The organism is Kineothrix sp. MB12-C1 (assembly GCF_030863805.1).
Taxonomy (GTDB): domain Bacteria; phylum Bacillota; class Clostridia; order Lachnospirales; family Lachnospiraceae; genus Kineothrix.
Map to the genome: position 1 here is coordinate 1,434,697 of NZ_CP132957.1, position 26,906 is coordinate 1,461,602.

The following is a 26,906-nucleotide window of genomic DNA, read 5'->3' on the forward strand; positions in this document are numbered from 1 at the left end:
TTCCTGTTTCCAATTTTGTACGTCTTTACATCACTTTTATATTTTCTTTTCCATATAATTCTTCCAACTTTTCCACTAGCTCCCGATCCGCATTGACACTCCGGTTAGGAGGTAGATTCTTCACTGCTTTCGGATTTTCCACATAGATGCAGACTCCATCCTTACCGTCAGAAGCGGCAAGCAGAGCAAGAAGAGACTGTTCCACTTCTTCATAGGCTTCTTTGGTAGGAAACTTAATCCACAACTTTTTCGTGATTTCATCAAATCCGGTTATCTTCTCACAAATAAGCTTCCCATCCTTATCCTCTTCCACAGAAACTCTTCCTTTGATGAAAACCTTATTATCCTCCATTAGCTTCTGGACATTCCTCTCATAATCCTTGGGGAAAACGATAACTTCTACAGTTCCGACCAAATCTTCTACCTGTAAAAAAGCCATTACCTTATCATTTTTCGTATATTTAATCTTCTTATCCGCTATAATACCGCCGATAATGACAGGCTCCCCGTCTCTGGCTTTCGTCTCACCACTCTCTTCATCCAGAATAAAATCTGCTGTTGTATTCGTAGTGTTTTTCCGCCATATCTCCTCATATTCCTCCAGAGGATGCCCACTGACGTAAATTCCCAGCACTTCCTTTTCAAGAGCAAGCCTCATCTCCTTGGAATATTCTCCTACATCCGGCATTTTAATCTCGTAATCTTCCTTTTCTTCTTCGGACACGATATCAAAAAGTGAAATCTGACCTGCCATATTATTTTTCTTATCCTGGTGCAGACGATCCATTACCTGCACATAAATATTCATAAATTGCTTTCTCGTGCCTCCAAGTCCATCCAAAGCTCCCGACTTGATAAAGTTTTCCACGGTACGCTTATTCATATCTTTATCTGACATCCGTACGATAAAATCATTCAGATTCGCAAAAGGTCCTCTTTCTTCACGTTCCTTCACCACCGCATCGATAACAGGGCGGCCAACACCTTTAATTGCGGTCAAAGCATAGCGAATGGAACCGCCGCTTACGGAGAATCCGGCTTCCCCTGCATTAATATCAGGCGGCAAAATAGCAATTCCCATGCTTCGGCATGTCATAATATACTCCGAAACTTTACTTGAAAAGTCAATAACGGAAGTAAGTAACGCTGCCATGAATTCTACAGGATAGTAATACTTCAAATATGCAGTCTGATAGGAAACTATCGCATAACATGCTGCGTGGGACTTATTAAATGCATACTTGGCAAAGTCCATCATATCTTCATAAAGCTGACTCGCCGTCTTCTCATCGATTCCGTTAGCCACGCATCCGGGGACTCCCTCCTCGGAATTCCCATAGATAAAGTTATTTCTCTCCTTTTCCATCACTGACTGCTTTTTCTTACTCATGGCTCTCCTTAACAAATCACTTCTGCCAAGAGTATATCCACCCAAATCACGTACGATCTGCATAACCTGCTCCTGGTATACAATGCAACCATACGTAGGATTCAAAATAGGCTCCAACTGAGGGCAGGAATAAGTAATTGCATGATGGTTATTCTTTCCTTTAATATATTTGGGAATAAAGTCCATGGGACCCGGGCGGTAAAGGGAAATTCCCGCTATGATATCCTCCAGGTTCTGGGGCTTGAGCTCCTTCATAAAGCTTTTCATTCCGCCGCTTTCCAATTGGAAAATACCATCCGTCCTTCCCGTACCAATAGAGGAAAGAACTGCCTTGTCATCGTAATCAATCCCATGCATATCCAGCTTAATGCCACGGCCTTTTTCCACAAGACGTACTGCATTCTGAATGACCGTCAATGTGCGAAGCCCGAGGAAGTCCATCTTCAAAAGGCCCAATTCCTCAATCGTATTCATAGAAAACTGAGTAGTAATAGAACCATCACTTCCCCTGGAAAGGGGCACGAATTCCTCCGCAGGTCTGCTGCAAATTACTACCCCTGCCGCATGCATAGACGTATGCCTGGGAAGTCCTTCCAGGCGCTTGCTCATATCGATAAGGGTCTTCATCTGTTCATCTTGTTCATAGAGCTTCCGGAATTCAGGGTTGATGGTGAGCGCACGGTCAATCGTAATATTCAATTCATTCGGTATCATCTTAGCAATGGAATCCACATAGGCATAAGGAAGATCCATCACCCTTCCCACATCGCGTATAACACCTTTCGCAGCCATCGTACCGAAGGTAACAATCTGTACCACCTTGTCCGCTCCGTACTTGCTACCCACATAGTCGATAACCTCTTGCCTGCGCTCGAAACAAAAGTCAATATCGATATCAGGCATGGAGATTCGTTCCGGGTTCAGGAAACGCTCGAACAGCAAACTATATTTAATAGGATCAATATCCGTAATTTTCAAGCAATACGCTACGATACTTCCTGCCGCCGAACCTCGCCCCGGCCCTACGATAATATCATTTTGTTTCGCATAATTGATGAAATCCCATACGATCAAGAAGTAATCCACATATCCCATACTTTGAATAACGCCGAGCTCATAATCCAGGCGCTCTTTTAGCTCATCGTTTACTTCTCCGTATCTTTCTATCAGTCCGTCGTAGCATAATTTATTCAGATAAGAAAGGGAATCATGACCTTCCGGCACTTCAAAATGTGGCAGCTTCGTCACGCCGAACTCAATATCCACATGACACCGGTCCGCAATTCTCTGCGTATTTTCCACCGCTTCCCAAGCATAAGGGAACAAGGCTTTCATATCCTCTTCGCTCTTCACGTAATACTGTCCGCCTTCATAGCGCATACGCTCTTCATCCGCCAGCTTCTTCGCGGTCTGTATACAGAGCAAAATATCATGAGGCTTCTCATCATCCGCATACGTATAATGAACGTCATTGGTAGCAACAAGGGGAATGTCAAGCTCCTTACTCATCTGCAAAAGAGCGGAGTTCACTGTCTTTTGTTCCGGAATTCCATGGTCCTGCAGCTCCAGGAAATAATTTCCTTTTCCGAAGCAGTTCTCATATTTGCGCGCTGCCTTTTTGGCTTCCTCGGGCAGTCCCTTCATAACATATCTCTGCACTTCCCCTGCCAGACATGCGGAAAGAGCTATAATTCCTTCATGAAACTCTTCCAGAACCTCCATATCCACACGGGGTCTGTAATAATATCCTTCAGTAAATCCCCGGCTGACTATTTTCATCAGATTAGCATATCCTGTATTATTCTCTGCCAAAAGAACGAGATGGTAATATCTGTCCTCTCCTCCCGTCAGCTCCTTATCAAAACGAGAATTAGGTGCCACATATACTTCACAGCCAAGAATCGGATTGATGCCAGCCGCCTTCGCTTCCTTATAAAAGTCAATAACACCGTACATAACGCCGTGGTCGGTAATCGCCGCACTGTCCATACCGAGCTCTTTAACGCGTTTTATATATTCTTTTATTTTATTGGAACCGTCCAAAAGGCTGTATTCCGTATGGACGTGCAAATGGGTAAATGCCATAATTGACGCTCCTTATTTTTCTCTGTTGTAATACAATAATGTAACACATATTTAATTACCATATTTATTTCTCAATATTTGTACTACAACATTGTACCATAAATAATGTCTGCAGGCATCCCGAAAATCTGCCGGCCTACATTATTTTTGCATTGATTTCAGATACGCAGAACCGGAACCGACTGTTTCATAATTCCTTTTTCCCATTATTTGCTTACTCTACAGTAACTACTTTCGCCAGATTGCGCGGTTTATCTACATCCAGACCTTTATCCAGCGATACATAGTAAGCCAGAAGTTGCAATGCGGCAGAAGCCGGCATTACCATAAACTCATCTTCCATCACCGGAAGCTTAAATACCCCGCGGAAAGAGGCGGCTTTATCCAGCGTATAAGTTTCCTTCATAAATAAGACAACTTCCGCCCCTCTGGATTGCACTTCTTTTATATTGGAGAATTCCTTGGACTGAACTTTATCCTGTGTCACTACAGCTATCACAGGTGTATCTTCTGTAATAAGCGCAATTGTTCCATGCTTGAGTTCTCCGGATGCATAGGCTTCGGAATGAATATAAGAGATTTCTTTTAACTTCAGCGAGCCTTCCAGAAGAATGCAATAATCCAGTCCCCTTCCTATCATAAATACATCCGCGGCGTCTAAAATCCCCCTGGCAATATCATGAATTTCCTCTCGTCTATCCAGCACCTGCTTCATCACTTCCGGTACTCGCATAAGCTCTCTTGTAAATGCGGCTGTCCTCTCTTTATCAAAAACCCCACGCACATACGCCATCCGTGCCGCCAAAAGATAAAGTACCGCCAACTGCGTCGTATAAGCCTTAGTGCTTGCCACCGCAATTTCCGGTCCTGCATTCGTATAGATCACATATTCGCTTTCCCTGGCAATGGAGGCTCCCCGCACATTCACGATTGCCATCGTCCTTGCACCATTTTTCTTCGCATATTTAAGAGCTTCTAACGTATCGATGGTCTCTCCCGATTGAGAAATGGCAATTACGAGCGTTTTCTCATCCACTACAATATCCGAATACATGAACTCGCTGGCAAGTTCCACATCCATATGAATTCGTACCAATGAATGTATCAATGCTTTGCCTACCAACCCTGCATGCATCGCCGTTCCGCAAGCCACCACGCAGATACGCTCACAGTCTCTCAGTAAGTGGTCGGGAATCTCATCCTGCGTAAAGTAAGGAACTCCTTCATAGATTCTAGGCTGCAGAGTTTCACGAATAACTTCCGGCTGCTCCATAATTTCTTTTTCCATATAAAAAGGATAGCCGTCCTTACCGCTGCGGCTCGTATCCCAGTCCAGCACAAGCCACCGCGGCTCTGCTGTTTCTCCTGACAAATCATATAGAGTGGCTCCTTCTTCCTTAAGCTCTAAAATATGGAATTCAGGCAACACAAAATACTCCTCGGAATATTGTCCGAGAACCGCCGCATCAGAGGCAAGCATCATACCATTGTCCGTCCTTGTCACCACGATAGGGCTTACATTTCTGATTGCAAAGATAGTACCCGGTATATCCTCGAACAGAATTCCGAGAGCGAAGGTGCCTTTCAATTTAAGAACAGCTTTTCGGATTGCCTCGTAAGGATCTCCCTTATAAAAATGAGAAAGTACAGCCGCTGCCACCTCACTGTCCGTTTGTGAATGCAGCTGATCCAGTAATCCGTATTTTCCTATTAAATCCTTATAGTTTTCAATAATACCGTTGTGAATCAGCGTTACTTTTCCATATTTATGGGGGTGCGCATTCTCACTGCTCACGCCTCCATGAGTTGCCCATCTCGTATGACCGATACCGCAGGTGCCTTCTATTTCTTCCTTCTCACACAGATTTCTTAAATCTTTTACTCTTCCCGCACATTTATAAACCTGTATTTGACTTTTCTCTCCTTCACACACTGCAATACCGGCACTGTCATACCCTCTATATTCCAACAGTTCAAGAGTATCCAGCATAATATCCTTTGCCGCATCTTTTCCTGTATATCCAATAATTCCACACATAAATCTTCCTCATCTTTCTATATTTATCATTTTCATGATTGATTACTTTTTATCCTCCGTTATACCGTTTTTGTTTTGCGGTTACCCGCATATTTGTGTCGGTATATCTCGCACCGGAGTTTGTACGGGAAGGTATCCGCCGAATTTTCGATAACCTTCCATCCTCGTTAACCTGTGCTTTTCCGGCCACAGGTGCATGGCGCTAGATGGGAAAACGTGAGAAATTACTGCAACAGTCGATACGTACCAAGTTTTGCGTATCTGAAATAAATGCAATGTCATATTCATTTTTCAAGGTGCGAATTACTGTGGAATTATAGCACAGTTTTTTTTCGATGTAAATGCTGTACTCTCCCGGAGGAATTATTTCCTTCCTATATAATATGATGTTGGAGGTAAAAGGTATTTTGCCCCCTGATACCTGCGGATTGTCACGCACTTTCCGGTATCATAATATATAGAATGCCGGCCCTGGAAAATTGTAACTTCCCGGCCGGCATTTTTAACATTCTTACGGTCAGCGCAGTAAATGCGCAGGCCTGTTGAAAAATCACCTTATAAATAACTTCTCAATACATCTGCCTTGTCCAATTTCTCCCAAGGAAGATCCAGATCATTGCGTCCAAAATGTCCGTAAGCAGCCGTCTGCTTGTAAATAGGACGACGTAAATCCAGCATTTTAATAATTCCTGCCGGACGAAGGTCGAAGTTCTCACGGATAATTTCTATCAGCTTTCCATCTTCTATTTTACCTGTTCCGAAGGTATCCACCATAATGGAGGTAGGCTGTGCCACACCGATAGCGTAGGACAACTGAATCTCACATTTCTCCGCAACTCCGGATGCTACGATATTCTTCGCTACATATCGAGCTGCATAGGCTGCCGAACGGTCTACCTTCGTGCAGTCCTTACCGGAGAAAGCACCGCCGCCGTGACGCGCATATCCGCCGTAGGTGTCTACAATAATCTTTCGTCCTGTCAATCCGGCATCTCCGTGAGGCCCGCCGATAACAAAACGGCCTGTAGGATTGATGAAAAACTTCGTATTCTCATCGATTAATTCCTTCGGAAGTACCGGTTCAAATACATATTTCTTAATATCTTCATGGATCTGCTCCTGAGTCACAGCTTCATCATGCTGTGTAGATAATACAACAGCTTCTAAACGAAGCGGCTTACCGGCTTTATCATATTCTACAGAAACCTGGCTCTTTCCATCGGGTCTTAAATATTTCAATGTTCCGTCCTTACGAACTTTGGTAAGCTGAAGTGCAAGTCTGTGAGCAAGCGAAATGGAATATGGCATATATTCCTCTGTCTCGTTCGTCGCATATCCGAACATCATACCCTGATCCCCGGCCCCAATCGCTTCGATTTCCTCATCAGTCATCTTCTTCTCCGCCGATTCCTGTTTTGCCTCAAAGGCTTTATCTACGCCCATAGCGATATCGGAAGATTGCTCATCGATTGCAACTAATACCGCACAAGTATTGCCGTCAAAGCCATATTCCGACTTCGTATAACCGATTTCCTTAATTGTCTCACGAGCAATTCTCTGTATATCCACATAAGCATTCGTCGTAATTTCTCCCGTTACCAATACGAAACCGGTACAAGTAGCAACCTCACATGCAACGCGGCTCATAGGGTCCTTCTCCATTAATGCATCGAGCACTGCGTCCGAAATAGCATCGCAGACTTTATCGGGATGTCCCTCTGTTACTGATTCTGAAGTAAATAAAAATTTCTCCATCTTAGTTCCTCCTTTTAGTTGATGAATGGGAATAAAATAAATCCACTTACAAGAAGCGGATTCAATAGTTGATAATCAAATCCTCTTATCGTTCGACCTGCCATTTCCGGCAGTTTACTCGCTCAGGCAGGCACCTTCCTCATTAGGGGTTGCCGTGGCTTCTCAGGTCCTCTGTACCTCCACCACTCTGAATAAGAGATTTTCTACAATATGGACTTTTCATATCTTTTTTTAAAATACACTACTTCCTCTAATTTGTCAATGTATATCATTGACAATATTCGCCAAAACTCCTATAATTTCTATGTGGTATTTGCTAATTTTTCGTTAAATTTGCTTATGCCTGACTTATGGGAAAATACTACATTTGGAGGGGCGATATGAGGAAAGTCAACGCATCTAGGTTGGTACCCGGTATGGTAACAGCAGAAGATGTTTATAGTTACACCAATCACCTTATTCTGCCAAAAGGATTAATACTAACAGATAAGGCCATTACAAAGCTGGAATTCTACTCTATCATCAGCGTGAAGATTGAGGATGAAGAGGTAGAAACACCCGAGACACAAGAAGAAGAGGATATTTCTTATTCGGAACGTCTTAAGCAGACTCCGGAGTTTCAAAGTTTTCAGAGGGATTTCGACCAAAAGACAGAACAATTTCAATCGACCATCACCGATTTGCTGGAAGACGATTCAGAGATCAATCCGGATCAATTGGTAGAGCATGCCTTATCTTTGCTTTCTTCTGAAAACAAGTACGTCAACGTATTCGATATGCTTCACTGCATGAGACAAAGAGATGACGTCACTTTCGTTCATTGTATGAATGTGGGACTGATATGCAACATTTTCGCACATTGGCTTCGTATGGACGAGGAAGAAATACGCATTGCCACAATCAGCGGTATGCTTCATGATATCGGCAAAGTCAAGATGCCGGAAAAAATCATGAAAAAACCTGGAAAATTAACGACTTGGGAATATAGTATCGTTAAGACTCACCCTCGTGAATCTTATAATATGCTGGAAAAGCATTCTATCGATTCACATATTAAAAACGTAGCACTGATGCACCACGAGCGTTGTGACGGCTCCGGCTATCCCCTGGGTCTTAAAGAGGAGCAGATCGACCCCTATGCGAAAATCGTTGCTATTGCCGATGTCTACGATGCTATGACGAGCGCACGCATTTATAGAGGACCGCTTTGTCCCTTTAAGGTTATCGAAACCTTTGAAAATGAAGGTTTCCAGAAATACGATTCCCAATATATTCTCACCTTCTTGGAGAATATCGTACACACCTACCTGCTCCATGATGTCCGCCTTACGAACGGCGAAGTAGGAACTATCGTATATATTAACAAACATAAACTATCCAAGCCGACGATAAAGATTGGGACGAAATACATTAATCTTTCCGAGGAACCGCATCTGTTTATCGATGCCATACTTTAAACTTATTATTAAAGAAGGTTCTCTACATTATAAAAACACATAAACAGTCTTCTGCTTATGTGTTTTTCTTTATCTTATTTTTATAATACCTTCTTTTCTTCTATTCTGCCTTTATTCCTTACTTCAACTTACCTTCAGTTTGAATTTCTGGAGTTCACGCTCCGTATTGACAATATCAATCTGTGCTCCAAGACCTTTCAGCTTCAAGTGGAAGTCTTCATATCCTCTTTCGATAAAGCGGATATCGTCTATTACCGTAATACCTTCCGCCGCAAGTCCGGCAAGTACAAGTGATGCACCCGCACGCAAATCAGGCGCAGTAATACTAGCCCCGGTATAACGCTCTACGCCGTCGATAATCGCCGTATTGCCCTCTACCTTAATACTGGCTCCCATTCTCGTCAACTCATCTACATATTTGAAACGGTTCTCAAAAATACTCTCTGTAACAATGCTAGTTCCGGCAGATAATCCTAGTGCAACCACGATTTGGGGCTGCATATCTGTAGGAAATCCGGGATACGGAAGTGTTTTAACATGAGTATGGGTCAAAGCCTTAGCGGATACTACACGCACAGCATCATCCGATTCCTCCACCTCGCAACCGATTTCCAATAACTTGGCACTGATGGACTCTAAATGCTTGGGAATCACATTCTTCACCGTAACATCGCCTTTGGTCACCGCTGCTGCAAGCATAAAGGTTCCTGCCTCTATTTGGTCAGGAATAATAGTATATTCACTGCCATGAAGCTTAGATACCCCACGAATTCTAATAACATCAGTACCGGCGCCCTTAACGTCAGCGCCCATACTATTCAGGAAGTTAGCAAGGTCAACAACATGAGGCTCTTTGGCCGCATTTTCAATCGTTGTCTTGCCTTCTGCCATAACTGCTGCCATCATTACATTGATGGTAGCTCCTACTGAAACAACATCCAAATAAACATGGCTTCCATGCAGATTCTCCGCATCGGTAATAATTAACCCATGTTCAATTCTCACATCGGCGCCAAGAGCACGAAATCCCTTAATATGCTGGTCAATCGGTCTTAAACCGATGTTGCAGCCTCCCGGAAGCGCTACTTCTGCCTTTTTATATTTTCCAAGCAAAGCCCCCAATAAATAATAGGAAGCACGAATTTTTTTAATGAAATCATCCTCAATAACTAAATTGTGAATATGAGAAGCATTTATCTTTACAGTATGTCTGTCTATTCTATTTACAATAACTCCGATACTTTCCATTGCCTGAATTAGTACATTCGTATCGCGAACATCCGGCACATTCTCTATTATTACGGTTTCATCCGTCATAATAGCCGCTGCCAGCACAGCAAGCGCAGCATTCTTAGCTCCGCCTACTTCCACTTCGCCCACTAACGGATTTCCACCCTTTATTGCATATTGTTCCATGGCGTACCCTCTATTTAATCTATCTTTCTATTTCGAATCTTTACCGCACGCAAAAAGTGCAGCAAAAGCCAACTGTCAATCTTATCCTAATGATTATACCATAAATTGTCCATTTGTAAATGGTTCATTTCATTCCGGAATTTTAGAATGAATTTTTTAATTCAGATATTTCAAAGGGTTTACCTGGCTTCCATTTATTAAAATCTCAAAGTGGACGTGAGGTCCGGAGCTAATACCGGTATTTCCACTAAGAGCGATCTTCTGTCCCTGGGATACCGATTGACCCGCAGAAACTAAAACCTTACTCAAATGTCCGTATCTGGTCTGTCTTCCGTCCCCATGATTAATATATACAACATATCCATAACCGCTTCCCCAGCCTGCCTTAGCAACTGTTCCTGCGGAGGATGCCATAACTGCAGTTCCTACCGGAGTTGCCCAATCCACTCCCTTATGGTAAGTGCTCGCTCCTCTTGTCGGTCTGCTCCTCGCTCCGAAACCGGAGGAAAGCCGTCCGCCGGAAAGAGGTTTAATATAGGTAGGCGGAATCTTAGTTCCCCTTTCCACAATCTTGGGAACCGCCTGATAAGTCACTTCTTCCTTTACAATCTCTCTTGAAGTCTCCGCATTGTTCCGGTAAGAGACAATCGCCACTACCTTTCTATGCCCTGCGGAAGGCTCTTGCAAGGTCTTCGTCTCGGTCGTATACCAGTTATCATTGTCCACATATACAATATCCGCCTCGTAGTCCTCTTCATAATATACTTCTTCTACACGTTCCACAGATAACTCCGGCTCCGGTACTGTTACTATAATTTCATCCTCCACGCGGATAGTGGAAGTTTCACTTTCGATCGTATCGTTCATTTCTATCAGCTTTTCTATCGTCAGGTTGTTTTCTGCCGCAATTTTCGACAGCGTATCTCCCGATACCACTTCATATATCTGATTCTTCTCCTGATCCTTCGTCACCTCTTCAATAGCGGCGGCAAGAGACGTCAGCTTATCCTCCGCAAGGTAAGACTCCACTATCTCAATATCATCGCCAAACTCTAACGATATCAGGCCTAACTCATAATCCGAGAAATCCTTCTCTCTCGCCGGTTCCACAGCATCGAACATTTCATCCAGCGCTTCATAGATTCCTATCGATGCAAAAACTTCCTTCTCCGCTTCTTCTTCCTGTTTCTCTTCTCTTGAAATGATGTTTGCCGTCAGTACATTCAACTCCCTCGTACAATCCAGTGCAAGGTCTGCATAATATTGTCCCTGTTCATCGTATTTATCGATAGAAGCCTGCAGTAACTGTAATACTTCGTCCTTGCTCGACAGATTCACAGTATATTCGTTTATCTTGACCGTATAAGACCGATGAAGCGTCTTTTTGATATTATTTTCAAGTACGTTCTTCATGTTAGCGATAATTGCACCTTCATTATCGATATGTCCCCAGAGGACTTCCTTGCCTTGCAGCTCCATATCGCATTCAATCAGCACGAGTTCCTCACCGTCTCCGGCCATTATTTTTCTCGCTTCGCTCAAACACGTTTGTGCCGTTTTGCCGTCTCCAACCTTACCCACCTCGGTTCCATTTAAAAATACTGTAAACATATTGTCTCCCGTATTTTCAATTTTAACATAGGATGGCATAAAAAATATGCTGGCAATAACAGCCAACACAGCTATCTTAATTGATCTTATTTGTAATCTCTTATAATATTTCGTAACTTTTTTCATAGTTTATAACCAGTCCCCAAATACTGTTCCTTCATTTTTACATATAGTTCTATTTTGTAATAAAATTGTAACATTTTTATTCTATCAATATTTATTTTAGTTGTAAAGACAATCTTGCAAATACTTCTGGTGGATATTGGAAGTTACTATTCACAGCCAGCCAACGACGGCCCTATTTATCTATCACCTTATTGTCTATAATAAGCCGAAGTGCTAGAATGATATCATGTATTAGCGTTTATAGTTCATAAGAAATTGGAGAAGGGAGGAGCGGTATGGACGAGAAAAACCGGGAACGAATTATTTTTCATATAGATGTGAATTCTGCTTATTTAAGCTGGAGTGCCTTGCAAAATCTTGAAAATGGCGCTTCCGAAGATATCCGGGAGATTCCATCGATTATTGGCGGCGACATGGAACGCCGGCGCGGAGTTGTGCTGGCCAAATCGGTGCCGGCTAAGGCTTATTTGGTAACAACGGGCGAACCCATTGTAAATGCACTTCGCAAATGCCCTCACTTAACCATTTATCCTCCGGACCACGCCCTCTATCATAGGCGTTCCCGAGAACTTATGGATTTCTTATATGATATTTGTCCGGACATCGAGCAGGTAAGCGTGGATGAATGCTACATGGATTATACGCCGGTCGCAGGACGATACGCCTCCCCTGCGGAAGCGGCTCATATCATCAAGGATAGTGTATATGAACGATTTGGTTATACTGTCAATGTAGGAATTTCTAACAGGAAGGTGCTCGCCAAAATGGCCTCTGACTTCAAGAAGCCTAATCTGGTGCATACCTTGTATGCGGAGGAAGTACCTAAGAAACTATGGCCTCTTCCTGTTTCTTCCTTATATATGTGCGGTCGTTCCAGTCAGGAGACTCTGCGCAAATTGGAAATACTCACCATCGGCGACCTGGCACAGGCTGATACCGATATACTTTTCGCCCATTTAAAAAGCCATGGTATCTTATTATGGGAATATGCGAACGGAATCGATTCTTCAGAAGTAATTACAGGAGGCATGGATCTAAAGGGCGTTGGAAATTCAACAACCCTCAGTGAGGATGCCATGACGCCGGAAGAGGCATATATTGTTCTCCTGTCCCTGGCTGAGACAGTATCTGCCAGACTGCGAAAGTCCGAACAGCTCGCTGCTATGATTAGTACGGAAATCAAATATAATACCTTCCACCGAGTATCACACCAAACAACCTTATCCACACCTACCTGCTCCACGGATTTCATTTATAAAACTGCCTGCGGGCTCTTCGATGAACTATGGGATGGTACCCCTATCCGTCTTCTCGGCATAAGGACTTCCAAACTTGTCTCTGCATGTTCTCCGATTCAGCTAAGTCTCTTCGATATACAAAACGAAATGGAATCCATGCCAATCTCGAGCAAACAGCAGAAGCTGGATGTGGCTTTGGATTCCATAAGGAAACGATATGGACCTGACTCCGTTGTTCGGGGCAGTCTTTTATAATCATAGGAAATACCTTATCACTTTTTCTTTCTTACACTAAATCCAAAGGTTCCTATCTGCTCGCCAATCGACATGTAGGAACCGTGGGAATATACGATGGGGGATGCCTCGTTGAAATGAAATTTCTGCTTTTCATCCATATACTTTTCATCCGCATGCACCGCTACTACTCTGGCAATAAACATGTCATGAGTCCCCAGCTTTTTAATCTCTTCCACCTTACATTCGATATTGACAGGACTTTCCTTCAGCATGGGAGCCTTCACCACATCTCCCGGAATTGCCGTCAAATTCAGCTCTTTCCATTTATCGATATCTCTTCCGCTTCTGACACCGCAGTAATCTGTCGCAAAACAAAGTTCCTCTGTCGTTAAGTTAATGACAAATTCCCCGGTCTCTTCTATCATATGGTAGGAATACCGTTGCGGCCTCACCGATATGGATACCATCGGCGGGTCGCTGCAAATCGTTCCTGCCCATGCAACTGTAAATATATTCTTCTCTCCGTTTTTATCCGCTGCACTCACCAATACAACAGGAAGCGGGTACAACATATTTCCCGGTTTCCAGCTTTGCTTTCCCATATTTAGAAAACCCCCATGACATGAGCAATTAAGAGTCCCATATTTGCAAGAGATATAATAAGAGTCGTAACGGCAAGTGCAAAAATGCCTTTGCTCTTTTTCCGGTTAGCCTCATTTATTGTATTCACGCTCGCTAACGCTTCTGCACCGAATCCCATAAGCGCTCGCGTCTGTTTCTCTATTTCTTCCACAAGTACCGCTTGTACATTGCGGTATACTTTCACATTTTCTTTGTGTACAAAGTCATCCGCTTGTTTAAAAAGTTCTTCCAACTTTGTCTCTATTTCAATTTTCTTCTCTTCTTCACCTTTTGCCGACTGAATTTTCATAATACATTCTTCGGTCAGCTTCTCGATTCCCTGATTGCTTTCTGAAAAAAGATTATCAATCTGAACCCCAATACTCTGAAACAGCTCCTGAAGACGCTGTTCACTTTCTACATTTTTCAAATTCAACTTCCGCATCTCCTGCATGCAAGCATTGTATTCTGCCACCTGCAACTGAAGACGCTCAATCTGCGCTGCATCTGCTGCAGAATTCGCCCGAATCACTTCCTGTGAACTTAACTTCTGAGCAATTTTATCCATAAAATTATCCATTCGTTTTCCTCCCGCCATGGTTTTTTCCCTTTTACCAACCGCTTATCCTTCTCAATATATCACGTTTTATATCTTATCATTTTTTTTTTTTATTTACAACCAGTTCGCTTCTTTTGTGCAATATGTTATGTTTTTTCATTCTATCTTTTCCCGGTTTGTAAAAATTAACGTTATTTTCACACGTCGTTCATAGTTTATTCATAACTAATTGATATACTAAGTTCATAGCAAACGAGTGATATCGTAATGTTTTCATTACACATATAGATAAATTTTTTCATAATAGCCCAGGTGTCGAAAGATGTCTGGGCACTCCTCATTTTACGGACAAACTCTTCAAATTGTAATAGGAGCACTTTACTATTAGGATTCGGATATCAAAAGCCTCTCGACCAACTTGGCTTCGTCAATTTGCACTCATATAATTTCTTTCCAAAGTGATAAGAATATGGTTTGATGACGTAAATGGTGCAAATTGATGAAATATATTGCTACAAAGGCTTTTGGCAACTGGAGTCTGATTATAAAAACACTTCATATCCAGAGCATATTATCGCCCATGATATGAAGTGTTTTTATTAGAACTATTTTAATAACTTATTGTTCGCTCAGCTTCTGTACCTTTTCATTCAAAAGAAGCATTCTGGCATCCAGATCGGAAACCATCTTAGCACATTCCACCAATTCTTCTTTAATGGAGTTCGGGGCATTCCCTTCAAATTTATAATGAATCTTGTGCTCCAGGCTGGCCCAGAAGTCCATGGCAACCGTTCGTATCTGAATCTCTACCTTCGTATCTACGATTCGGTCGGAAAGGTATACAGGAACTGTCGCAAGCATATGATAACTCTTATATCCGCTCACTTTAGGACTCTTAATATAATCCTTCACCGAAATAATCTTAATATCACTTTGGTTAGTGATCATATCTGCTATTTCATAGATATCGGAACTAAAGGAACAAATCACCCTGATTCCCGCTATATCATTTACATACTTTACCATATTTTCTATGGTAGATTCATAACCATTCTTTTTTAACTTTTTAACAATACTTTCTGATGTCTTTATTCTCGATTTAATATGCTCAATCGGATTATATCTATGTACATGCTGAAATTCATCATTCAGTATTTCCAATTTAGTAGATATCTGCTTGAGTGCCGAATTATAAATTAAAATGACCTCTTTCCAATTATCTACATCACTATCTCTTTCTACTCTCAGTTCCATGCATTTCCCGCCTTACTTAAACATTTATAATACCCTGATTTCTTACTTGATTCCTTACGGCACCTATACGTAATATCATCGCAGTTATTATGTCATTATACCATATTCTCTTTATGAATGTGCATATTTAACAAAAATTTTATTATTTCTTAACTTTGATTGTATATTTATGCTTTTTTGTTCGTTCCTCCTTAAACTCACACCATACATTCATATGCGGGAAAAACTAAATTATTCCACTTGAATAACTCTAAAGCTTATCTTTATATTAGCCCCTTAATTGGAACTGCGCCAACAGACTCTGTAAGCTTTGCGATTGTGCGCTCTGTTCTTCACCGGCAGCAGCCGTCTCCTCGGTTGCTGCGGAGTTACTTTGAACTTTATCCGATATCATAATAATACTTTCCATCGCGCTTCGTATCTGCTGCGCTTGTGTATTGGCAAGATTCGCCACTTCGTTCATATTCCTCATGCTTTCTCCTGCCATATGATCCGCTTTACCCATGGCCTCCTGTGTTTCCCTGGAAAGAGTAATTCCATATTCTACCGCTTCTATCGTGCGGCGCACCAGCTCTTCTGTACCCTTCACAGCTTCCAGGGAATCTCCTGCCAGCTCTTTTACTTCTTCTGCTACTACCGCGAATCCTCTTCCTGCTTCTCCGGCCCTTGCTGCTTCAATCGCCGCATTCAAAGCCAATAGATTCGTCTGGTCTGCAATTCCGCTAATCGTCGATGTTATACTGCTTATTTCTTCCGCACAGGTTCGAATAACTCCCATAGCTTCGTTGAGTTCAGTCATTTTATGATTTCCCTCATCCAGGCATGATCCAACTTCGTCAGTGACCCGTTTCGTTTCTTCTGCCTGCTTCGAAGTGTTCTCTATACTTTCACTCACTTCCTCCATATTCCTTGTAAGCATATCCACCGCACTCGCTTGGTCTGTACTTCCTTCCGCAAGATTCTGAGCCGCCTGTGCCATCTGCTCTGCTCCCAGCCCTACTTGCTCCGCCGTTTCCTTTATTGTACCGAAAACTTGATTCATATTATCTATAATTGTCTGTACCGACTCCCTTATCTCAAGAAAATCTCCCACATATTCGGCATGGACCGAATGTCTCATGTCACCTTGTGAAAGGTAATCTAAGATTCTTGACATATCTCCGATTACTTCTTTTAAGTATTGTTTGGTATGTATGATGGCTCCGATCAATCTCCCCATCTCAGTCTCATCTGCCGTGAGCTCAAATTCTTCATTCAGCTTGCCTTCGGAAACACTTACCATCTGCGCCTCAATAAGCTGTAACGGCCCAATAAGTTCCTTTCTTACAAACATGGAATAAGTTCTCTGGGTAATGATAACAAAAATCATAATTACAAATAAAATAATATCTAAAATATAAGCAATTATAAGTATTTGATTTCTTTCCTTTACCATCCTTTCCGAAAGGGAACTGATGAACGTCTCTGTATCCGATGCGATCTTATCGATTCCCTGTTTGTATTCTTCCCCATAAACATAATCTGTGGCAGTCTGCAAATCTCCGCCTTTTACCGCTTCCATAGCCAAGGTTTCCAAAGGAATCAACTCATTGGACAGATTACCAATGGTTTCGATCATTCCTCTCTCTTTATCCGTAATACCAATTTCTTTCATTATTTCTATCGCATGGTCCCTGCTTTTTACTTCATCTACTTCCTTCCAATAGTTATTATAATAATTCTCTTCCCCTGTTACCGCATAAGCACGAACTTCAGATGTCAACAGCTGCGAGCCTTCGCGCAACTGAATGGCAGCCACAATAATACTTCTCTCATCCCGTAACTTATTCTGCACCATTTGGTTCGCCCAAATAATAATAAACAACATGAGTATACTGATGAAAATAGTTACCATCGATGTAACCGAAAGCCGTTTATTCTTTGCTGACTGCATTTCTACTTTTTTCTTCATAGTTCTTCTCCTATTTAGTTTGATCGCGCTTATCTTTAGTAAAATTTTGATAGATATTAAGCATTTATGTTTGTTTAATTATATCACTTTTTGTATATTTTTGTCAATATATCACATTAAATGTAACGTTTTTATATATTTTATTATGCACATTTACTAATAGTGGAAAATAATACACATTTAGTGAATATCAAATTCTACCTTACCTCTTTTAATACATTTTTTTATAGCATAGAACCTTTTTACTATAAAACTTTTACTCTATAAAGCTTTTATGCTATAAAAGAACGAAAGTTGGTGATATACTATGAACACTGAAACATTTTGGAAAGGAGATTGTTATGTTTCGCTTATGGGCTAAAATTTTTAAAGATAATAGATTGTTAAAGGATTCGGTTATATGTGACGATAGTCAGGATACACGTACACATAAGGTTTTCCATGCTATCGATGAGATTTCCTACCAATTTGACTTGGGCAAGCCTATTTGGCTGGATTCTACCATTCAGGAGTTCAAACGCCATGATAAAGTCCGTTTTACACAAGATAACTTCATCGAATCTATCGATTTCGATTATCTCGAAATCCATGTTATCGAAGAGGATTAAAGGAAAAACTTTCATTTCTCCTTCGTCAGCAAACGTTTATGCAACACATCAATTCCAAACGCTCCAAGCGGAGCTGTGATTAAAATTGCGAGTACCGCAACCGTCAACACTATATTGCCGCAAGATAAACCCATGGAAAGAGGAATGGAACCTATCGCCGCCTGTACGGTTGCTTTGGGCATGTAAGCAATCATACAAAATAACCGTTCCTTCCATACTAATTTTGTTTTGATAAGACAAACAAAGACTCCAAGCATCCTAAATGCCAAAACCCCAAATATAACAATAATGGTAGATACCCCCGCCGAAATAGCATATTTCAAATCGACGGTTGCTCCCACAAGTACAAATAGCAAGATTTCGGAACCCACCCAAAGCTTTGAGAATTTATTTGAAAGTCTTTTGGCAACTTCCGTTCTATTTTTTTGCAATGCTGCACCTAAACTCATCACTGCAAGCAGACCCGAAAAAGGGACAGTACCTTTTAGAAGGCTCTCAGTGGCAACAAATAGAAATGAAATACTTAATATAATGATAACCTTCATAGAATCACGGATGTGAAGTCTTTTAAACATAAAGGCCAATCCAATCCCTACAGCAATGCCGATCAACAGCCCCGTAACGATAGAAACAGGTATTTGAACAAAGCTCACCGGAGATATCTTCTCACCTTGCGCCAGTCCTGTAAATGCGGCGAACATAACGATGACAAAAACATCGTCCACAGAAGCCCCGGCCATAATTAATTGCGGTATGCTTTTGTTCGTTCCATATTGATTTTCCATAAGATAGAGCATCTTGGGAACGATGACAGCCGGAGAAACAGCTCCGACCACCGCTCCCATAATCGCAGCATCCAGAACGGATATCCCAAGGAGTCCGGGAGCAAGAATTACCATCCCGATTATTTCAAAACATGCGGGAACAAAACACATCAATACTGCCGGGCGTCCCACTTTCTTCAAGTCCTCAATGTCAAGCGCTAACCCCGCACGGGTGAGGATAATAATAAGTGCCAGTTCCCTCAAATCGGCAGAAATCGAAAGTATTGAACTGTCTAATAAGTCAAATGCATAGGGGCCTAAGATAATACCCGTCAGGAGCATGCCAAGGAGACCCGGCAATCGCAGCCGTTTGAATATTCCGGCAAGTAACAGACCTAATAAAAAAATAAGTGCTAAACTAGTAAGCATAATATAATACCCTCCTATTGTATCGCTAATAAAAGAAAGCTGACGATCTCTGTTTTTACAAAAGAACCGTCGGCTTTCTTACGATTGCTATGTAAAAACAGAAGTCATCAGCTTAATAAAGCGGTTTTGGCTATGCCAAGGGAGAACTTCATTCCCTCTCCATAATATACATCATATCAAAAATACATTCAAGCATTTTCTTTTTATATAATCAAGATTTCAAACTAAATTCTCTGAATATTTTTATTGACATACGGAATAATACATAGTAGTATTTAAATACGCAGTATGTAGTTATCATTACTACATATGGCACTTACTATAACCGTGTGTGGTTTTTCTTATAAATAACCCCATAATATCAATTTACAGTCGGTTTTTATAGTTCAAATTCACACCATCTTCTACAAATTAATATCTTATTTTTAAGGGAGGTAATATTATGCAAATAACAATTCGTGAACCCGGCAGTGCAATTACTCATTTCATAGGAATGATGATGGCCGTTTTCGCCGCTGTACCACTTTTGATAAAGGCGGCTACCACATCGGGCAGCGCTTCCTTCACCGCAATGGCCGTATTTATGCTGAGTATGATTTTTCTCTATGGAGCGAGCGCAACCTACCATTCTGTGACGGTGTCCGATAAGGTGCTAAAGGTATTTCGAAAAATAGATCATATGATGATTTTCGTACTTATTGCAGGTTCCTACACTCCGGTCTGTCTTATCGTTCTTGGCGGTAAGCTCGGATATACTCTTTTGGCCGTAGTATGGGGTATTGCCCTTTTGGGAATTACGGTAAAAGCCGCATGGATCACATGTCCGAAGTGGTTCTCCTCCACCATTTATATTGCCATGGGCTGGGTATGTATGGGGGTCTTTGGAACTCTCTGGAATACACTTCCTAAAAACGCCTTCCTTTGGTTACTGGGAGGCGGCGTTATCTACACAATAGGCGGAGTTATCTATGCTTTGAAACTCCCTATCTTCAATTCCAAACACGCTTACTTCGGTTCACACGAGATATTCCATCTTTTTGTTATGGGCGGAAGCATCTGCCACTTCATCTTCATGTACCGCTATGTAGCCTAAGTTTTAAAAATAAGGAAGAAATTTATAAAAAGAAGCCGTCACCGGCTTCTTTCTTCTTATTATTCATCATATCCATTGGGATTATTGCTCTGCCATCTCCAGGAATCTTCACACATTTCCTTAATACCGAACTTCGCTTCCCAATTAAGCTCCCTTTTCGCCTTGCCTGCATCCGAATAGCAGGTTGCGATATCTCCGGGGCGTCTATCCTTAATCACATAAGGAATTGGTACGCCGGTGGCCGCCTCGAAGTTCTTCACAATATCGAGCACGCTATATCCGGTGCCTGTTCCAAGATTATAAATGCAAAGTCCTGCTTTTTCTTCAATCTTTTTCAAAGCTTTAACATGGCCATTCGCTAAGTCCACTACATGGATATAGTCTCTGACTCCGGTTCCGTCGGGCGTATCATAATCATTACCGAATACCCCCAGCTCTTTCAGCTTACCAACTGCTACCTGTGTAATATAAGGCATCAAATTGTTGGGAATTCCATTAGGATTCTCTCCAATCGTTCCGCTTTCATGAGCCCCAATGGGGTTAAAGTAGCGAAGAATAATGATATTCCACTCAGGATCCGCTTTCTGCATATCCGACAGAACCTGCTCTAACATTGATTTCGTCCAGCCGTAGGGATTGGTACATTGCCCTTTCGGACACTCCTCCGTAATCGGAATAATCGCCGGATCACCATATACTGTCGCCGAGGAAGAGAAAATAATATTCTTCACTCCATGTTCTCTCATCACGTCCACTAATGTTAAAGTCCCTGCAATGTTGTTCTCATAATATTCCCAGGGCTTAGCTACAGACTCTCCAACTGCTTTAAGTCCCGCAAAATGAATACAGGAATCAATACTTTCTTTTTCAAACACTTCATGTAATCCCTGTCTGTCCAAAATATCCACTTTATAAAAAGGTACCTTCTTGCCAGTTATCTTCTCCACCCTTTGTAATGATTTCTCGCTGGAATTGCTTAAATTATCCAATACCACCACATCATAGCCTGCATTTTGCAGTTCTACCACCGTATGGCTTCCGATATATCCGGCACCGCCTGTTACTAATATTGCCATTTTACTTACCTCCTGTCGAAATAAACACTAAATTATCCTACTAACTCCCTTATGCTGTCTTCTAAGTATGAAAGTTATATTATTATCTTAAGTTTACTAAAACTACCCATTTTTTCAATATGACAATGTTGTAAATGGCTGTTAAAATGTTATATGCTATTCAACCTGCGGCTTCCTAGCAATAATTCATGCACAGAAATACTGCTACGCAGTATTTCGCGCTTGCTAAACTCGGGTTTTCTGTAATCTTCGCTCACAAAAACACCTCGCGATGTTGATGGCTGAACTGTTACTGTTATACGCTATAGCTCGATTCCATTTTCCTTGCAAAGTTCTCTGGCTGTATCCACAGAATCCACTCCTGTCGCATTCTTGATCGGTGCAAATTCCCTTTTCCTCTCCACTTCATAAGAAAGACAATTATCCACCTGATGAATCATATCCAACACCAACGTCTCATATTTATATCCATTAGGCTGTTCGGGAAGAATGAGTTCTGCATTTTCATCGATATAAGGGATCTTTTTCTCCACCACATGGAGAGGAAGATTACTATCTGCAATCGCTTCCAGATCCTTTTTCCGGAAAAGATAATTCAAGATTACACCAAAATTATAGGCCGGATCTCCGTTTTCATCCTTAGCCGCTTTCATTTCCTCAGTCAATTCATAGTATTCCACGATAGAAGGCTTTCCATCCTCCAGGCAAAGAGCACCCACTCTTTCATCCGGCGCATTCTTCTTCACTACCTTCGCCCCGGAAACACAGCCTTCTGCAATTACTGCGCCGATAAAGCATGGATCCACAATCCGCTGCAGTACATTATCCACCGCAAATACATTCAACCATTCGATTCCTTCCCCGTTTACAATATCCAAAAGTCCCCATTTCTCCATGGAGGAGAACCAGCCTCCATTTCCATTGGGGGAGGTTGATATTTTTCCCCTCTCTTCCATATATACCTTGCCCTCATAATCAGAAGCAGGCACCATCTCCTGTTTAAAAAAGTGTATGAATTCCTTTTTATAACCGAAGTAATTCTTCTCTTCAAAAAATTGTACGGTCACTTCATGATTCTTGTCGCTCGTCATGACAAATAAATGAATCCACGTCTTACCCGCATTTACCACATCCAAAAGGTTCTCTATTATTCTCTGGAAAATATAGACCGGACGTGTAATCCCTATGTCAAACATTCCCTTAGGATTATCGGAACCGAGTCTTGTCCCCATTCCTCCCGCCAGAAGCACCGCTGCTGCCCTGCCCTTTTTAATTTCATCCAAACCGATTCGTGTGTACTCTTCTCTCTTTTCTTCTATCTGAGCAAGCTGCATAGCATTCAACGGTGAAATCTCACCCTTCTGATTCGTCGTATTGTTTTTGCAATACTTCAGTACCGTAAAGTCAACAGATTCTATCTGCTCGAGCAATTCTTCTTTTTCCTTCTCCGTCAGCTCTTCATAATAATTGAGCACATGCAATTGCCCATATCCTTCTAACTTTTCATACGCTTCCCTATAATCCATCCCACAATTCCTCCATCCCCGATATTATTCAAACATCATATTATAACTATAACACGAAAATTCCCGAATAAAGTTTCTGTATTATGAGCATCATTGTAGCAAATTATCCCTATAACCGCAAGCCATTTTGCCCCTGCTGCAGGCGCCGGAATGCTATGCCAAATGCTTTATGTTGGCATTTTTACCGCATTTTGTGTGCATTATGTTGCATTTCAATCGCAACTGTGAACAGTAACGATTGGAATGCATATGATAATAAAAACCCTTAGGGATTTCCATTATGACTATTTATACGGTAAACGCCGGAGACAGCGTGAATTCCATTGCCGCTGCCTACAGCATCTCTCCCGATTCCATCATATATAATAACCAGCTCTCTTCTCCTTACCAACTTGCTGTCGGTCAGGCACTTTTACTCAGCACAGGAGAATCTCCTACCGAAAAACGTACCATCTACACCAATGGATATGCCTACCCTTTTATCAATGAATTCACCTTAACAGAAACACTCCCTTATCTCACTAATCTATCCATATTTTCTTATGGATTTACCACTACAGGAGAATTAGTGCCCCCTCCTCTTGATGATACATGGATGATCGCTCTGGCCAAAGAAGCTGGCACCGCACCAATTCTTACCCTAACGCCTTTTGGACCGGATGGAATGTTTAATAACAACTTGATTACTGTTGTCGTAAATAATATGGAAATACAGCAAAATTTAATCGATAACTTATTGGAAATGGTTTCCCAGAAAGGGTATGAAGGTGTTGATATTGATTTCGAATATATTCTCGCAGAGGATAGAGTTCCTTTTGCAGAGTTCGTAGCCAATGTCCGTACTGCTGTAAATGCTCTCGGCTATCCTGTTTCGGTGGCGCTGGCCCCTAAGACCTCCGATGATCAGCCAGGCCTGCTTTATGGAGGAAAGGACTATGGACTTCTTGGAGCAGCTGCAGATAATGTGCTGCTAATGACTTATGAATGGGGCTATACCTACGGGCCACCAATGGCCGTTGCGCCGATTAATAGAGTACGTGAAGTCGTAGATTATGCAATTACAAGAATCCCCGTCGATAAGATCAACCTGGGGATTCCTAATTATGGATATGATTGGCCGCTTCCCTATGAAAGAGGTGTAACGGGAGCTCGTACGATCAGCAATACGGAGGCGGTTCAGATTGCCATTGACAATAATGTCCCCATCCAATTCGATGAAGTCGCCATGTCTCCCTTCTTCACCTATGAACGCGATGGTATCGCACATGAAGTATGGTTTGAAGATGTCAGAAGCATGCGCGAAAAATTCAATCTCATCAACGAATATGAACTGCGCGGAGCCGGATACTGGCAGATTATGAATCTGTTCCGGGCCAACTGGCTGCTGCTCGCTGACACCTTCAATATTATAAAACAATGATTATTAATCTTCGGATTTGTCTTCTTCCTGCAAACGAAGGCCTGCAGTGCTCGTAACAGGAAGTGAAAATACGATGGATTTCGCCTTACTTTCCATACCTGCATGCTCCATAATCGTCTTCATAATTTCATTTTTATATTCTACTTTTGTAACAATAAAGATAATTTCTTTCTCTGCCGCAATAGAAACTCCAAGGAACTTTTCCGCGCGTTCCATTCCTTCTCCTTTTGCGTGGATGACCGTGCCTCCACTCGCGCCCTTTTCCCTGGCGGCATCCATTACGGTATCGCTATACCCCTGATTTGCTATGACTACCACCAATTCGTGTTCTGTTTCTTTCAATACGGTTTCCTCCTCTTTTTCAAAATTCTGGCTTTCTGTCAGGAACTCCAACGCCTTTTTCCCTCCAATGCTGGAAAGTGGAATGATAAAAGCTACGCCTGTACCGGGAACATCGATATTCATCTCCTTTTGCAGCCCTCTTTTCAGATCTTTCCATCTCTCCTTCGTTACAAGGGAAAACATAACCGCCTTTTCGGTTGCTTCCAATCCAAAGTAGTCCAAAACTTCGCTATTGGCAGTTCCTTCTCCTAATGTTCCTATGATGACCGCCTGCTCATGTCCTTTATAAAAGGAGAGCATTTTAGGACCGACACTTCGATTTGTAATTGTCACCATCAAATATACTTTACTCATAGGATGCTCCTTTTCTATAATTCAATAATCTCATCATCCGCCAATAATGCAAATGCTTCTTTGGGCTCCATACGGGCCATTTTCTTCTCAGAATGTTCTGAGCGAAGTTTATAAATCAGTCCCAATACCTGTATGGTAATTAACGGTGTCATTGCGACCATTGCCACCACACCAAACGCATCCGTCACAATATTTCCGCCTACACTCACAGATGCCCCGATGGCAAAGGGAAGCAGAAAGGTCGCCGTCATCGGACCGGATGCCACCCCTCCTGAGTCAAATGCAATCGCGGTGAATATCTTAGGAACGAAAAGGGAAAGAAACAATGCAATCGCATATCCGGGAATAATAAACCAAAATATGGAGATTCCTGTAAGCACTCTAATCATAGCCAGCCCTAAGGATGCTGCTACCCCGATAGAAAGGCTTAATCCCATCGCTTTGGCAGAAATCGAACCCGAAGTAATCTCCTCCACCTGCTTGGTCAGTACGAATACAGCCGGTTCTGCCAATACGATAAAATAGCCAATGAGCATACCGATCGGAATAATTACCCAACGATAAGGAAGTGCTGCGAGCATCTGCCCCAAATAATTACCAGCCGGCATAAATCCTATATTTACTCCTGTTAAAAATAGAAATAATCCAATATAAGTATATATGAGACCAACCCCAATTCGAATCAAAGCCCTTTTCTGTATTTCCCGGGAAACAATCTGAAAGATACCGAAAAATAAAACGATCGGGAATAAAGAAACAGCCATTTCAATCATATACTTGGGAATTCCCTGAGCAAACATTCCCCATAACTCAATCGAGTTATCTATGGTGGGCAGAACCTCCGGTATATATTCCGAGCTTTCCGGTCTGTAAATCAACCCAAGAACGAGCACCGCCAATATCGGCCCTATCGAACAAAGCGCAACTAGTCCAAAGCTATCATCCGATGCATGCTTATCGCTTCGAATCGCTGAAATACCAATACCCAATGCCATGATAAATGGTACGGTCATAGGTCCCGTCGTTACTCCGCCCGAATCGAAGGCCACAGAAAGAAAGTCCTTCGGAACAAAAAAAGCTAATGCAAAAACGATTGCATAAAATATAAGAAGCATTTGAGGCAGAGATATGCTAAATAACATACGAAGCAACGCCATTACAAGGAATATTCCAACCCCGCAGGCAACTGCCAGTATAAGTACGAGATTCGGAATTGACGGTACCTGTTCTGCCAATACTTGTAAGTCGGGTTCAGAAATAGTAATAATAAAACCAAGTATAAAGCTCAGCAAAACCATAAGCCAAAGCTTCTTGGTCTGAGTCATACTTCCCCCTACCTTTTCTCCCATCGGTGTCATGGAAAGTTCCGCCCCCAAGGAAAAGAACATCATACCGCAAATCAAAAGCACTGCACCAATTAAAAATGCCATCAATATACTGGGTGATATGGGTACGATTGTAAAAGATAAAAGCAATACAATGCCGATAATCGGAAGCACTGCTTTTAAAGCCTCATTAAGTTTTTCTTGTAATTTTGTACGATGTAATCTCAACTT

Annotated in this window: 19 protein-coding genes and 2 riboswitches; of the genes, 5 read left to right on the top strand and 14 right to left on the bottom strand. The window is 41.9% G+C overall.

What is annotated here, in order from left to right; genetic code table 11:
- Nucleotides 1-25: 25 nt before the first annotated feature.
- The 3 genes from RBB56_RS06750 to metK all read right to left on the bottom strand — a co-directional run bounded on the left by RBB56_RS06750 (nucleotide 26) and on the right by metK (nucleotide 7,268).
- Nucleotides 26-3,475: a DNA polymerase III subunit alpha gene (locus RBB56_RS06750; protein ID WP_306721615.1), complete on the bottom strand. Its 3,450-nt coding sequence runs from the start codon at nucleotides 3,473-3,475 to the stop codon at nucleotides 26-28.
- Nucleotides 3,476-3,689: 214 nt separating this feature from the next.
- Nucleotides 3,690-5,513, bottom strand: coding sequence for a glutamine--fructose-6-phosphate transaminase (isomerizing) (glmS, locus tag RBB56_RS06755; protein WP_306721616.1), 1,824 nt, complete (start codon nucleotides 5,511-5,513; stop codon nucleotides 3,690-3,692).
- 555 nt (nucleotides 5,514-6,068) lie between these two features.
- On the bottom strand, nucleotides 6,069-7,268 hold the full coding sequence (gene metK, locus RBB56_RS06760) for a methionine adenosyltransferase (RefSeq protein ID WP_306721617.1): 1,200 nt from the start codon (nucleotides 7,266-7,268) through the stop codon (nucleotides 6,069-6,071).
- Nucleotides 7,269-7,350: 82 nt separating this feature from the next.
- Nucleotides 7,351-7,466: riboswitch (SAM riboswitch) on the bottom strand.
- Nucleotides 7,467-7,648: 182 nt separating this feature from the next.
- Here metK and RBB56_RS06765 point away from each other — a divergent pair.
- Entirely contained in the window at nucleotides 7,649-8,725 is a 1,077-nt protein-coding gene (locus RBB56_RS06765; RefSeq protein WP_306721618.1) for an HD-GYP domain-containing protein, read from the top strand.
- Nucleotides 8,726-8,848: 123 nt separating this feature from the next.
- On the opposite strand, the gene RBB56_RS06770 is transcribed toward RBB56_RS06765, so the two are convergent.
- Nucleotides 8,849-10,141 (bottom strand): UDP-N-acetylglucosamine 1-carboxyvinyltransferase, encoded by a 1,293-nt coding sequence (locus tag RBB56_RS06770; protein WP_306721619.1) that lies wholly within the window; start codon nucleotides 10,139-10,141, stop codon nucleotides 8,849-8,851.
- Nucleotides 10,142-10,297: 156 nt separating this feature from the next.
- Nucleotides 10,298-11,878, bottom strand: coding sequence for a M23 family metallopeptidase (locus tag RBB56_RS06775; protein ID WP_306721620.1), 1,581 nt, complete (start codon nucleotides 11,876-11,878; stop codon nucleotides 10,298-10,300).
- A 275-nt stretch (nucleotides 11,879-12,153) separates the two neighbouring features.
- On the opposite strand from RBB56_RS06775, the gene RBB56_RS06780 reads away from it, so the two are divergent.
- Nucleotides 12,154-13,371 carry a Y-family DNA polymerase gene (locus tag RBB56_RS06780; protein ID WP_306721621.1) on the top strand — a complete coding sequence of 406 codons (1,218 nt, stop codon included), beginning with the start codon at nucleotides 12,154-12,156 and terminating at the stop codon, nucleotides 13,369-13,371.
- Nucleotides 13,372-13,388: 17 nt separating this feature from the next.
- On the opposite strand, the gene RBB56_RS06785 is transcribed toward RBB56_RS06780, so the two are convergent.
- The 4 genes from RBB56_RS06785 to RBB56_RS06800 all read right to left on the bottom strand — a co-directional run bounded on the left by RBB56_RS06785 (nucleotide 13,389) and on the right by RBB56_RS06800 (nucleotide 17,738).
- Nucleotides 13,389-13,955, bottom strand: a complete 567-nt coding sequence (locus tag RBB56_RS06785; RefSeq protein WP_306721622.1) for a flavin reductase family protein — start codon at nucleotides 13,953-13,955, stop codon at nucleotides 13,389-13,391.
- A 2-nt stretch (nucleotides 13,956-13,957) separates the two neighbouring features.
- Nucleotides 13,958-14,554 (bottom strand): hypothetical protein, encoded by a 597-nt coding sequence (locus RBB56_RS06790; RefSeq protein ID WP_306721623.1) that lies wholly within the window; start codon nucleotides 14,552-14,554, stop codon nucleotides 13,958-13,960.
- Nucleotides 14,555-15,151: 597 nt separating this feature from the next.
- Complete coding sequence (locus tag RBB56_RS06795) at nucleotides 15,152-15,787, bottom strand: GTP pyrophosphokinase (protein ID WP_306721624.1); 636 nt, start codon at nucleotides 15,785-15,787, stop codon at nucleotides 15,152-15,154.
- A 268-nt stretch (nucleotides 15,788-16,055) separates the two neighbouring features.
- On the bottom strand, nucleotides 16,056-17,738 hold the full coding sequence (locus RBB56_RS06800; protein ID WP_306721625.1) for a methyl-accepting chemotaxis protein: 1,683 nt from the start codon (nucleotides 17,736-17,738) through the stop codon (nucleotides 16,056-16,058).
- Nucleotides 17,739-18,079: 341 nt separating this feature from the next.
- Here RBB56_RS06800 and RBB56_RS06805 point away from each other — a divergent pair, with 341 nt between their 5' ends.
- Nucleotides 18,080-18,346: a hypothetical protein gene (locus RBB56_RS06805; RefSeq protein WP_306721626.1), complete on the top strand. Its 267-nt coding sequence runs from the start codon at nucleotides 18,080-18,082 to the stop codon at nucleotides 18,344-18,346.
- Between the two features lie 11 nt (nucleotides 18,347-18,357).
- On the opposite strand, the gene RBB56_RS06810 is transcribed toward RBB56_RS06805, so the two are convergent.
- The gene (locus RBB56_RS06810) at nucleotides 18,358-19,539 is read right to left on the bottom strand and encodes a cation:proton antiporter (protein ID WP_306721627.1); all 1,182 of its coding nucleotides are present in this window, start codon (nucleotides 19,537-19,539) and stop codon (nucleotides 18,358-18,360) included.
- Between the two features lie 91 nt (nucleotides 19,540-19,630).
- Nucleotides 19,631-19,704, bottom strand: a riboswitch (Fluoride riboswitch).
- A gap of 277 nt (nucleotides 19,705-19,981) precedes the next feature.
- Here RBB56_RS06810 and trhA point away from each other — a divergent pair.
- On the top strand, nucleotides 19,982-20,632 hold the full coding sequence (gene trhA, locus RBB56_RS06815) for a PAQR family membrane homeostasis protein TrhA (RefSeq protein ID WP_306721628.1): 651 nt from the start codon (nucleotides 19,982-19,984) through the stop codon (nucleotides 20,630-20,632).
- Nucleotides 20,633-20,691: 59 nt separating this feature from the next.
- On the opposite strand, the gene galE is transcribed toward trhA, so the two are convergent.
- Together galE and RBB56_RS06825 are read right to left on the bottom strand one after the other, a co-directional pair.
- A complete protein-coding gene (gene galE / locus RBB56_RS06820) occupies nucleotides 20,692-21,708 on the bottom strand; it encodes a UDP-glucose 4-epimerase GalE (RefSeq protein ID WP_306721629.1) in 1,017 nt (338 codons plus the stop codon).
- Nucleotides 21,709-22,010: 302 nt separating this feature from the next.
- Nucleotides 22,011-23,234 (bottom strand): UTP--glucose-1-phosphate uridylyltransferase, encoded by a 1,224-nt coding sequence (locus RBB56_RS06825; RefSeq protein WP_306721630.1) that lies wholly within the window; start codon nucleotides 23,232-23,234, stop codon nucleotides 22,011-22,013.
- 280 nt (nucleotides 23,235-23,514) lie between these two features.
- On the opposite strand from RBB56_RS06825, the gene RBB56_RS06830 reads away from it, so the two are divergent.
- A complete protein-coding gene (locus tag RBB56_RS06830; RefSeq protein ID WP_306721631.1) occupies nucleotides 23,515-24,654 on the top strand; it encodes a glycosyl hydrolase family 18 protein in 1,140 nt (379 codons plus the stop codon).
- Nucleotides 24,655-24,657: 3 nt separating this feature from the next.
- Here the strand turns inward: RBB56_RS06830 and RBB56_RS06835 are convergent, their stop codons facing one another.
- Complete coding sequence (locus tag RBB56_RS06835) at nucleotides 24,658-25,350, bottom strand: P-II family nitrogen regulator (RefSeq protein ID WP_306721632.1); 693 nt, start codon at nucleotides 25,348-25,350, stop codon at nucleotides 24,658-24,660.
- A 14-nt stretch (nucleotides 25,351-25,364) separates the two neighbouring features.
- Nucleotides 25,365-26,903, bottom strand: coding sequence for a DUF1538 domain-containing protein (locus RBB56_RS06840; RefSeq protein ID WP_306721633.1), 1,539 nt, complete (start codon nucleotides 26,901-26,903; stop codon nucleotides 25,365-25,367).
- Nucleotides 26,904-26,906 lie beyond the last annotated feature (3 nt).